Raw genomic sequence first — 11,029 nt, 5'->3', positions numbered from 1 at the left:
AGCGTTTGCGGATTAAGGACAATTCATGCGTACCGGTCTTCTGTCGCCCCTCGCTCTGGCACTTGCCACAACCTGCGCACTCCCGGCCCACGCCAGCTACGATCAGGACGCCTGTACGCCTGAACTGTCGCTCAGCGGCGCCGGACGCTGCAACAATGTGGCTTTCCTCAACCCTGGCAACGACAGCCGCGCCAATTTGCGCTTGCTGCTCTCCGATCAAGGCGCGCTAGCGCTGAACCCGGCGCCATTGAGTGATTTTGACCGCGAGGCCGGCTACGGCCCGGTGCCGTTCGACCTCGGACGTCTCGACTCACCGTCAGCTCCTGCACCTACTCCTCCCCCTGAATCGGCCCCGGTTTCCGTACTTGATGAGCCCCTGCGCCAACTCGGCATCAGCCACGAAGCCTCGACCATTGCCGGCAATCAGTTCATCGAAGGCGAAGGCAGCCGCTGCCGCAGCAACAGTGAAGAGAGCGCCGCCGCGTTCCTCGCGCAACTGCTGAAAACCACTCAATTGCCCGCCGAAGAACGCCAAAGCCTGGCGCAAAGTCGCCTCCAGATGCTCGCCGCATGCAGTTGGGAAGCCGATCAACTGAACAGCCTGCTGCCCGCCTCAATCACCTCGGAACCGGGTAAAGCCTTCCTCACGTACCTGCGCGGCGCGGCGCAGTTCTATGGCGGCCAGTTCGCCGAGGCCACGCAAACCTTCGCCAGCCTGAACCACAGCGAACAGCCTTGGCTCAAGGAAACCGCGCTGTACATGGCCGCGCGCATTGCGCTCAACGCGGCCCAGCAAAACGCTTTCGACGAGATGGGCCTGCCGACGCTCGAACATGTGGATAACGCGAACCTGCAATTGGCCGAAACCGGCTTCGACAACTATCTGAAAACTTATCCACAGGGCGAGTACAGCGCGTCGGCCAAAGGCCTGATCCGCCGCGTGCACTGGCTGGCCGGCGAAGATCAGAAACTCGCCGATGACTACGCCTGGCAACTCACCCAGGCCACTGACGCCCAGCGCAACAAAACCCTGCCGGAACTGGTGGAAGAGGTCGACAGCAAACTGCTGACCCAGCCGGATAACGGTATTCAGGCGCCGCTGCTGCTGGCGGTCAAAGACTTGCTGAGCATCGGCACCTACCAGACGCCTTTCAACCTCAAGACGCTGCAAGCGCAGAAAGCCTCGTTTGCCCAGCAACCAGCACTCTACGACTACCTGCAAGCTGCGGTGCTGGTGTACCTCGAGAAAAATCCCGAGCAGGCACTGAACGTCCTCCCGGGCAGCGTCCCGGACAAACTCGATTACCTGGCCTTCAGCCAACAGATGCTGCGTGGCATTGCCCTGCATGAGCAGCACAAATGGCCGGAAGCCGAAGCGCTGTGGCTGGAGTTGCTGGGCAAGGTCAAACAGCCGTTGCAGCGCGAGCAGGTCGAACTGGCGCTGGCCTTCAACTACGAACTCAGCCAGCGGCTGGGCAAAGTGTTCGCCGTCGACTCACCGATCAAGACACCTGCCGTGCGTTATCGCCTGCAACGGCTAGTGGCCGACGCCCCACTGCTGCGTCAGCAATTCAGCCAGGGCGCAGACGCCACCGAGCGCAACAGCGCGCTGTTCGTGCTGCTCTACAAAGAGTTGCTGCGCAGTCAGTACGCCGAGTTTGCCGAAGACTTCAAACGACTGCCGGCCGAGCCGTCGACGGACAAACTCGGTGTGAGCATTGGCTATTTCTACAGCACCGGCCAACCGCTGACGATGTTCCGCTGGCAGGGCGACAAGGCTGAATCGGGTTACCACTGCCCGAGCATCGCCGAGATTGCCGCGGCCCTTCAGGCGGACGGCAAGAACCCCAAAGGCCTGAACTGCCTGGGTGAGTTCATCCTGCGCAATGGCCTCGACAGTTCACCGCTGGAAGCCAAACCCAACAAGTCCGAACTCGGTGCCACAGGATCGGCGTTCAAAGACGAGATCTACTCCCGGCACGAAGGTTATCGCCAGGTCATCGACAACGCCAAAGCGCCGAAGGAAGACCGCGCTTACGCTCTGTTCCGCGCCATCAACTGCTATGCGCCCTCGGGCAATAACAGCTGCGGCGGCAAGGATGTCGAACCCGCTGTGCGCAAGGCCTGGTTCCGCCAGCTGAAAAGCGCTTTTGCCGATACTCAATGGGGCAAGTCGCTGCAGTATTACTGGTAAGCCATGAGAGATTTCCTCAAAGGCCTGGCGCTGCTCGCACTGCTGGTCAGCGCCCCGGCCCTTGCGGCCGTCGACGCCGGCGAGTACGACGCCTTTTGGCTGTGGAGCGGGGTCAGCACGCAACCGGTGCTGGCCCAGGCGAAAACCCTGTACATCCTGCAAGGGCAGATCAGCGAATCACGCCGCACGCCACAACGCGGCGTGCGCTTCATCGCCCAAGGCATCGCTATCCCGCGCCTGACCCAGGGCGAAGTCTGGGTGACCTACCGCGCCCACACGCTACGCTGGCCGGAACCGGTCTATCAGCAATTGCTGGGGCAGGTGCAGCGCTGGCAGCAAGCGGGTAACCCGGTGGTCGGCATCCAGATCGACTTCGATGCCCGCACCCGTTACCTCGACGAATACGTCAGCTTCCTCAAAGACCTGCGCCAACGCCTGCCCGCCCAGTATCGCCTGAGCATCACCGGCCTGATGGACTGGAGCAGCCACGCCGATCCGCAGGTGATCGGCCAACTCAAAGGCGTGGTCGACGAAGTGGTGGTGCAAACCTACCAGGGCCGCCACAGCATCCCCAACTACGCCGCCTACCTGCCAAGGCTGAACAGGCTCGGCCTGCCGTTCAAGGTCGGGCTGATTCAGGGCGGCGAATGGGAGGAGCCGGGGTATTTGAAGGACAACGAGTGGTTTCGTGGGTATGTGGTGTTTTTGCAGAATCGGTAGGCAGGCTATATGACGCAAACGCAACCGTAATATGGGCTCATAAAACCAAGCTCGCCATGACTTGACGCCAATGGCCTGCTAGGGCAAAAACAACCACCGCGGGTGCTGGAGCGTCGGCCATCCCTGCATGATCTCTTTGTTAGGTTGCAGTTGACGTCAGTGTCAACTCGACTTAGCATCGGCCCCACTACTCAACCCCGTACGCAGTGATTCAGTTCGCTGGCAGTTGGGGTGAAAAAACCGGCTTCGGCCGGTTTTTTCGTTTTCAGGGATTGGAATTGTGCGCACAGCGTTCTTCGTCGACGGTTACAACCTTTTCTATGGCCTTCTCGCGGGTACGCCCTACAAGTGGCTGGACTTGTCGAAACTACTGGCCCATATCGCTTACGTAGAAAACCCGGCCAGCACGTTGGCATCCGTCGATTATTTCACCTCGTCTGTCAAACCTGAGCTTGCGACCCGCGGCCGAGTATCAAAGGAAGCCCAAGACTCCTATGTCCGAGCGCTGAAAGCCAGTGATGTCCGTGTCCACTATGGCCGACATCAGCTCGAGCCCGCCAAGGCCCCACGCTTCATTGATAAAAAAACCGGAGCGTCGCGTCAGGACAAAGTCGACATCTGGAAGCTCGAAGAGAAAGAAACAGACGTACATATCGCAATCAGCATGTACCGCATTGCAGCCAGACAAGCCCTCATCAGCGAGACAGATCGCATCGAACAACTGATATTGGTCTCTGGTGATACCGACATGACACCGGCCTTGAGAGCCATTCGAGAAGACTTCCCTGAAATGACCGTAGGAATCGTTCTACCTCACAGACCTGAGTTCAAGCGTGCCGCTCCAGGTTCTCTAAAAGAATTCTCACACTGGATGCGACGGGTCATCACTGCGCAGGAGCTAGAGACTCATCAGTTTCCCTCTCGAGTCCCTACACGCAAAGCACCTGCAATCAAACCCGAGTACTGGTGACGGCACGCTTCAGTCTCATCACTCCCTCACGTTCTGAGCCAACGGATACACCGACTCCCACCCACCGCCCAGCGCCTTGTACAACCCCACCATCGCCAGCGACACGCCGGTCGAGCTTTCCACAAGTTGTTCCTGGGTCGCCAGCAGCGCGCCCTGTACGGTCAGGACGTTGACGAAATCGACCACGCCTTCGACGTATTGCTGTTGCGCGGTATGCAGGGCGATCTGGTTTTGGCGCACGGCTTCGGCAAGGCTGTCGCGGCGTAGCTGGCTGGCGTTGAAGCTCGTCAACTGATCGTCGATTTCATGCCAGGCCCGCAGCACGGTTTTCTGGTAGGCCAGCGCCGCGTCCTGTTGCTGCGCCTCGCGCAAATTGAGCATACCGCGCAGGCGACCACCATCGAACAGCGGCAGGTTGAACTGCGGGCCGATGCCGAATTGACGCGAACCCCAGGAACCAAAATCACTCAATTGCATGGCCTGCGAACCGAGGTTTCCAGACAGTGTGATGCGCGGATAAAAATCGCCCTTGGCCACACCGATGCTGGCGGTGGTGGCATGCAGTCGAGCCTCGGCCTGGCGAATGTCCGGGCGCCGCTCGGCCAGTTGCGACGGCAGGCCGATCGCGACTTGACGCGGGGTTTGCGGCACCGGGGCGTCCTTCGACAACTCGGCTTGCAGCGCTTGCGGCCGTTCTCCCATCAACAGGCTCAAGGCGTTGATCAACTGCGCCTGACGCTGCTCAAGCGCGGGCAGGCGCGCTTCGATGGTTGCCACCTGAGCGGCGGCTTCGGCGACATCCAGATCGGTGGCCACACCATCGGCCAGACGCAACTGCGACAATTTCAGGCTGTGCCGCGCGACCTCGAGGTTTTGCTCGGTGACAACCCGGGTGCTTTGCACGCCGCGTAGTTGAATGTAGTCCTGTGCGGTTTCCGCCAACACTGAGAGCAGCACACCCCGGCGATCATTCTCTGCCACTTCCAGAGTCGCGTGTGCGGCTTCGGCTTCGCGCCGCACACGCCCCCAGAAATCCAGCTCCCAGGAGGCTGAGAATCCGCCATCCCAGAGGTTGAACGCCGAGCGGCCGTTGTTGCCGGACGGGTCCATCAAGCCTTGCGCGCTGTTGCGTTTGTGTCCGTAGCTGCCGGTTGCGGCGGTGGTGGGATACTGCTCGGCGGTGATCACCTGGCGAGCCGCGCGGCTTTGCTGCAAGCGGCTGCTGGCAAGTTGCAGGTCGAGATTACCGGTCAATGCACGGCGGCTGAGCGCCGACAGCTGCGGGTCATGAAAGACCTCCCACCAGCGTTCGTTCATTTCGGCCGTCACCGCTTGGCTGGCAGCGGCTTTTTGTGGTTTTGACCATTCTTCGATCTGCGGTGCTTGCGGTCGCACAAAGTCCGGGCCGACGGTGCAGGCCGCCAGCGAAAACAAACCCAGCACAACAATCACTGACTGGCCAAGGCCTTTGTGGCGACCGAGCTTGCTCCCGCCCGAGTGCGTAGTGCTCGCAAAAAAGCTGTCGCGGTGTACCAAAGGAAACGCGGCGGCAGGTTTTGGGGACGCTTCGCGGCCCAACGGGAGCAAGCCTCCTCGCCACAGAAATAGGTGTTTACCAGTGCTCATCGCTGGGTCACCTCACGCGCACTGGCCTTTGGTCCGACGGTGTCGATACTCGCTTCCACCGACATCCCCACCCGCAAACGCTCTGCCAGCGGTTGGCCGGGATCGAGGACGATCTTCACCGGAATTCGCTGCACGACTTTGGTGAAGTTACCGGTGGCGTTGTCAGGTTTCACGGCAGCGAAGGTCACGCCGGTAGCCGGTGCGACACTCTCGACCCGACCGGTCAAGGTTTCACCACCGAGACTATCGACACGCACTTCCACGTTTTGCCCAGACTGTACGTCAGAGAGTTGGGTTTCCTGGAAGTTGCCGACCACATACGCTCGCGCCAGCGGCACCACGGCGAGAATCTTGCTGCCCGGCGTGACATAGGCACCGACCCGTACCGCACGCTCGCCGACCATGCCATCCACCGGCGCCACGATGCGCGTATAGGACAACTCGAAACTGGCCATTTCCAGTGCTGCATGGGCGCGCTTCAACCCTCCTTCGGCCGCATCACGCTGGGCCGTGAGGATTTCCACCTGCTTGCGTTCTGCCGCCAGCACTGCGGTGGCATTGGCCAGTCGTGCGCCAGCCTGGTCGATGCGGGTGCGCGCTTGCTGGGCGTTTTGCACCGTGCCGGCGCCGACTCCGGCAAGGTGGTTGTAGCGGTTCAGTTCATGTTCGGCGAAAGCCATTTCTGCTTTCGCGGCCACCACCGTGGCCTGCGCCTGAGCGATCACCGACGCCTGGCGTTCGAGGGTTGCCCGAGCGTTTTGCAGCTGTGCCTTGGCCACCAGGGTTTCGGCATCCGCGGCTTGCGCTGCGGCGCGCAGATCCCGGTCATCGATCAGCGCCAGCAACTGCCCGGCCTTGACCTGCTGGTTGTCTTCGACCAGCACTTCCTTGATAAACCCGGCCACGCGCGGCGCGACCAGTGTGAAGTCGGCAGCGATAAACGCGTCGTTGGTGGTCTGTTGAGGTTTCTTGCCGAACACGCCCGGCGCCAACAGGTAAACCAGCACGCCAGCCGCCAACACCGCGACGGCTGCACCGGTGAATTTGGATTTCATAGGGATCGTCATAAAAACCTTCTGTTTCAGTAAGCGTTCACGTCGGCGCGCGCGGCGGATAGATCCGCGTCGGCAGCCAGAAAATCAGCAGGATCAGCGCCAGCGCGATCCCGGCCATACACAGGTACAAGTCTGACGAGGTCAGCACCACCGCTTGCTGGTGCAACCGATGCGCGAGACCCGCGCTGTCGCTGTCGGCCAGCGGTGAGTTGCCGAGGTTGTCGACCAGCACCGTTGAGTGGAAATGCAGGCGAACCGTGGTCAGCGCATCCAGCACACCAGTGGCGATCACCGCCGCGAGGCCTTTTACGGTGTTGAACCAAGCCGACGCAAACGGCCCCTCCTGCGGACTGATGCTGCCGGTCGCGAGCATCAACAACGGCAGCACCGCCATCGGCTGGCCGAAAATCTGCAGCAATTGCAGCCCGTAGAAGTCATCGCGAATCCACGCCGACGTCAGCTGCGAACCGCCGATGCAGGACAGCGCCAACAGGCTCAAGCCGATGCCCAGTACCCAACGGCAATCGACCCAGCGCACGTTGCACAGCGCCGCCACCAGCGGCAGCGCAATCAGTTGCGGGACGGCCATCAGCAGCATTACCGGGGCGGTCTGAATCGGCCGATAGCCTTGAACCTGCGCCAGGTAACTCGACGGGATGATGATCACCGCCAGCAACACCACCAGCACCCCGGCCAACGTCAACAGGGCGAATGACAGGTTGCGGATGCCGAGCATCTGCAATTTGAAGAACGGCACCGGTTGCGACCATTCGTTCACCAGAAACAGCACCAGCAACAACAGCCCGCCACCGAGTAGCCAACCGATCAGGCTCGACTCGAACCAGTCCAGGCGATTGCCCTGCAAGATCCCGATCACCAGCATGCAGATGGCCGGGAAACCCAGCAGCAGGCCACGCCAGTTGAACTGTTTCAGGCGCTCCAGACGCAGCGGATCCTGTGGCAATCCATACGCCACTGCGACCATCGCCAGCAGGCTCGGCGCAATGATTTGCCAGAAGGTCCAGCGCCAACTCAGGTACTCCGTCCACAAACCCGCCAGCGGCGTGCCCAGTCCGGGGCCAAACGTCGCCGTCAGGGCATAGCCGGCCAGCCCATAGAGTTTCAGGTTGGCCGGCAAAAACCGCAGGGCGACGGTCATCAACATCGGCGGCAACGCCCCACCCGCCAGGCCTTGCAAGGTGCGCATCAGCAGCAGGCTTTCATAGTTCGGCGCGAAGGGACTCAGCACACCGAGTACAGTGAACAGGCTGATAGCGCACAGGGTGAAACGCCGCAGTGAAAAGGTCACCGAACACCAGGGCGCAAACGCCATCGCCGCCACGGAGGTCGCGGTGTAGCTGGCGACGAGCCAGGTGCCTTCGTCGTGACCAATGGCCAAGGCACCGCGAATGTCAGCCAGGGCGAGCTTGGTTACCATGTCATTCAGGCCCGACACCAGCACCGCCAACAACACACCGATCAGACCGATGATGATGCGTGGACCGAAGATCGGTGGGATACCGACGGAAGATTTGCTGGCCGCTTCGAGTGTTGCGGGGACAGCGATGGAGGTCATGTTCAGTACAGCTCCGGATTACAGGAATACCGGGGCAGTTTATGAACGCAGACAGCTGACGAAAACTGACTTATCGACAGGTTATAAGTGCGCCAGACACACGAATCGCGAGGCTCCCTCGCCACAAAAGTAGTCTGCTGCTGTCAGGACGGCTGCGCCGCCAGCCATGTCTCATCACAACTGGCTTTCAAGGTTTCGCGCAGCCAGCGGTGGGCCGGATCCTTGTCGTAACGCGGGTGCCAGGCCTGCGTCAGCATCAAGGTTGGCAGCGGGATCGGCAAAGTAAAGGAGCTCAGCCGCAACCCAAGTCGGGCCACGCTGAGCAATGCCTCTTTGGGAACCGGCAGAATCAGATCGGAGTCCGGCAGCACGAACATCGCCGCGTGAAAGCTGGGAGCGATCAAGGCCACGCGACGCTCCAGCCCCAAACCGTTGAGCGCCGTATCGATCGGCCCTCGGGCAATACCGCGACGAGACATGGAAATGTGCGAAAACCCGGCGAAACGCTCTGCAGTGATTTCGCCTTCAAGCAGTGGGTGACCTTCACGTACCAGACCGACAAAATGCGTGGCAAACAGATTCTGGACCTTAACTTCCGGCGTTCGCGGGCGCGTGTTGCTGACCATCAGATCAATCCGCCCTTCGCGCAGCGCCTCATCGTCACCATCGCCCAGCGGCACAAAGCGCAACTCGCAATGCGGTGCCTGACGGTTCAGCGTGTCGATCAACCGGCCGCCGTAGACCCCGATGAAAAAGTCGTTGGCGCGCACGTTGAAACGTCGGCGTAGGGTGCGCAAATCCACCTTGTCCGCCGAACGAAAGAGCATCGCCGCCTGTTCCACTACATCGCGTACCTGGCTGCGCAACTCCAGCGCCTTGGGCGTCGGCACCAACCCGCGACCGGCACGTACCAGAATCGGATCACCGAGCGCTTCGCGAACGCGGGTCAGGGTCCGGCTCATCGCCGCCGGGCTAAGGTTCATCCGCCGCGCCGCGCCTACCACACTGCCCTCGTCGAGCAAGGCGTCGAGGGCGACCAACAGGTTCATGTCCGGGAGTTGCATGCTGAGCACTCATCGCTGATCAGAATTGATTCAGGCGCAATCCTAGCAAACATCCCTATCACCACAGAACCAGAAGCCTAGCGCTGCATTCCCCAGCGCTTCACCGTGATTCGCTCCAGAGTGTCGAACACCAGGTTCTCCACCAGCAAACCGATGAGGATCACCACCGCCAACCCGGCGAACACCTTGTCGGTGTACAACTCGTTGCGGTTCTGGAAGATGTACCAGCCCAGGCCACCCTTGCCGCTGGTGGCGCCGAACACCAGCTCGGCGGCGATCAGCGTGCGCCAGGCGAAGGCCCAGCCGATTTTCAGCCCGGCGAGGATCGACGGCAACGCGGCGGGAATCAGGATGAACAGCACAAACCGGATGCCCTTCAGGCCGTAGTTGCGACCGGCCATGCGCAAGGTTTCCGAGACCCCGAGAAACCCCGCGTAGGTGTTCAGGGCCAAGGCCCAGAGCACCGAATGCACCAGCACGAAAATCAGGCTGTTCTGCCCCAACCCGAACCACAGCAGTGCCAACGGCAACAAGGCAATCGCCGGCAATGGGTTGAACATCGAGGTCAGGGTGCTCAGCAGGTCGCGGCCGAACTGGGTCGACACGGCCAGCGTGGTCAGGGCAAACGCCAGGACGATACCGACCAGATACCCCTTGAGCAGCACCACCAGCGAAATCCCGACCTTGCCCAGCAACTCTCCGCTGAGCAACCCGTCGTACAGCGCATGGCCGGTTTGCAGGACGCTCGGCAGCAACAGGTCATTGTCTTGATAGCGGGCGATGGCTTCCCAGAGCACCGCCAGCAGAATCAGGATCAGGCCTTTACGCAACCAGCCCTGCTGCCAGAGGCGCTGGCCAAGGGGCAATTCGCGCTCCAGCGCAACGCTTAACAAGGGTTGCAACTCAACTTCATATTCTTGTCGCGCAGGTGATGAATGGCTCATCGAGCACTCCTCCAGCCGCTCAATAAGCGATGCGGATATCGTTGAAATCCAGTTCGTGATCGCTCTCGGCAGACTGGCCTTCATCGAACAACAACCGATGAATGCGTCGTGCCGACTGCTGAAACGCCACGCCGCCAAGGCTGTGTAAATCGTATTGATGGCTGTGGATTTCCGCCCGCACCCGACCGGGATGAGGCGACAGCAACAGGATCCGGTTACCCACCACCAGCGCCTCTTCGATGGAATGGGTGACGAACAACAGGGTGAATCGCACCTCCTCCCAGAGCAGCAATAACTCCTCCTGCATCTTGCGTCGGGTCAGCGCGTCGAGCGCGGCGAATGGTTCATCCATCAGCAGGATTTTCGGCTGCATGGCCAAGGCCCGAGCAATCGCCACCCGCGCCTTCATGCCACCGGACAAGGTGTGTGGATAGGCATCGGCAAACGCCGCCAGCCCGACCTTGTCGAGGTAGCGCAACGCCCGCTCTTCAGCCTCGCGACGCTTGAGGGTTTGCGAGGCCAGCAGCGGGAACATTACGTTCTGTTTGACGGTTTTCCACGGTGGCAGTTGATCGAACTCCTGAAACACCACAATCCGGTCAGGCCCCGGCGCACTGACAGCCTGACCTTGCAGGCGGATCTGCCCTTCACAGGGCGCAATGAACCCTGCAACGGCCTTGAGCAAGGTCGACTTGCCGCAGCCGGAGGGGCCGAGCAACACAAAACGATCGGCGGGATCGACCTCGAAGCTGACCTGATGCGTTGCCCGCACCACCCGTTGCGGCGTGCGGTATTCAAGGCTGACGTGATCGACCGCGAGCAACGCCTGGGTGCTGGCGGTCGAGCTGCTGGCCGCGTGGCCTTGCAAGCGAGCGTTCAT

Annotated in this window: 9 protein-coding genes; 3 read left to right on the top strand and 6 right to left on the bottom strand. The window is 61.1% G+C overall.

Annotated features, from left to right (window positions below; translation table 11 throughout):
• Positions 1-25: 25 nt before the first annotated feature.
• The 3 genes from AO353_RS11250 (at position 26) to AO353_RS11240 (ending at position 3,884) form a co-directional block, all read left to right on the top strand.
• Positions 26-2,194 carry a hypothetical protein gene (locus AO353_RS11250; RefSeq protein WP_054595003.1) on the top strand — a complete coding sequence of 723 codons (2,169 nt, stop codon included), beginning with the start codon at positions 26-28 and terminating at the stop codon, positions 2,192-2,194.
• A 3-nt stretch (positions 2,195-2,197) separates the two neighbouring features.
• Entirely contained in the window at positions 2,198-2,914 is a 717-nt protein-coding gene (locus AO353_RS11245; protein ID WP_054595002.1) for a DUF3142 domain-containing protein, read from the top strand.
• Positions 2,915-3,194: 280 nt separating this feature from the next.
• Positions 3,195-3,884 carry an NYN domain-containing protein gene (locus tag AO353_RS11240; RefSeq protein WP_054595001.1) on the top strand — a complete coding sequence of 230 codons (690 nt, stop codon included), beginning with the start codon at positions 3,195-3,197 and terminating at the stop codon, positions 3,882-3,884.
• A gap of 18 nt (positions 3,885-3,902) precedes the next feature.
• On the opposite strand, the gene AO353_RS11235 is transcribed toward AO353_RS11240, so the two are convergent.
• The 6 genes from AO353_RS11235 to AO353_RS11210 form a co-directional block, all read right to left on the bottom strand.
• A complete protein-coding gene (locus AO353_RS11235; protein WP_237142977.1) occupies positions 3,903-5,510 on the bottom strand; it encodes an efflux transporter outer membrane subunit in 1,608 nt (535 codons plus the stop codon).
• Positions 5,507-6,577 carry an HlyD family secretion protein gene (locus tag AO353_RS11230; protein WP_054595000.1) on the bottom strand — a complete coding sequence of 357 codons (1,071 nt, stop codon included), beginning with the start codon at positions 6,575-6,577 and terminating at the stop codon, positions 5,507-5,509. Before AO353_RS11230 ends, AO353_RS11235 begins: the two co-directional genes overlap by 4 nt.
• A 25-nt stretch (positions 6,578-6,602) precedes the next feature.
• Positions 6,603-8,141 (bottom strand): MFS transporter, encoded by a 1,539-nt coding sequence (locus tag AO353_RS11225; RefSeq protein ID WP_054594999.1) that lies wholly within the window; start codon positions 8,139-8,141, stop codon positions 6,603-6,605.
• A 143-nt stretch (positions 8,142-8,284) separates the two neighbouring features.
• Positions 8,285-9,205: a LysR family transcriptional regulator gene (locus AO353_RS11220; protein WP_054594998.1), complete on the bottom strand. Its 921-nt coding sequence runs from the start codon at positions 9,203-9,205 to the stop codon at positions 8,285-8,287.
• 77 nt (positions 9,206-9,282) lie between these two features.
• On the bottom strand, positions 9,283-10,149 hold the full coding sequence (locus tag AO353_RS11215; protein ID WP_054594997.1) for an ABC transporter permease: 867 nt from the start codon (positions 10,147-10,149) through the stop codon (positions 9,283-9,285).
• A gap of 19 nt (positions 10,150-10,168) precedes the next feature.
• A complete protein-coding gene (locus AO353_RS11210; protein ID WP_054594996.1) occupies positions 10,169-11,029 on the bottom strand; it encodes an ABC transporter ATP-binding protein in 861 nt (286 codons plus the stop codon).

This window comes from Pseudomonas fluorescens, from assembly GCF_001307155.1.
Lineage (GTDB): Bacteria > Pseudomonadota > Gammaproteobacteria > Pseudomonadales > Pseudomonadaceae > Aquipseudomonas > Aquipseudomonas helvetica.
Note: the sequence above shows the minus strand (reverse complement) of the source record. Positions and strands in the feature narration are given on the sequence as shown.

Bases quoted from the DNA above. Each gene is read 5' to 3' on its own strand.
- AO353_RS11235 (WP_237142977.1), bottom strand. From the start codon at position 5,510: ATGAGCACTGGTAAACACCTATTTCTGTGGCGAGGAGGCTTGCTCCCG.
- AO353_RS11230 (WP_054595000.1), bottom strand. From the start codon at position 6,577: ATGACGATCCCTATGAAATCCAAATTCACCGGTGCAGCCGTCGCGGTG.
- AO353_RS11245 (WP_054595002.1), top strand. From the start codon at position 2,198: ATGAGAGATTTCCTCAAAGGCCTGGCGCTGCTCGCACTGCTGGTCAGC.
- AO353_RS11250 (WP_054595003.1), top strand. From the start codon at position 26: ATGCGTACCGGTCTTCTGTCGCCCCTCGCTCTGGCACTTGCCACAACC.
- AO353_RS11215 (WP_054594997.1), bottom strand. From the start codon at position 10,149: ATGAGCCATTCATCACCTGCGCGACAAGAATATGAAGTTGAGTTGCAA.
- AO353_RS11220 (WP_054594998.1), bottom strand. From the start codon at position 9,205: ATGCAACTCCCGGACATGAACCTGTTGGTCGCCCTCGACGCCTTGCTC.
- AO353_RS11225 (WP_054594999.1), bottom strand. From the start codon at position 8,141: ATGACCTCCATCGCTGTCCCCGCAACACTCGAAGCGGCCAGCAAATCT.
- AO353_RS11210 (WP_054594996.1), bottom strand. From the start codon at position 11,029: ATGAACGCTCGCTTGCAAGGCCACGCGGCCAGCAGCTCGACCGCCAGC.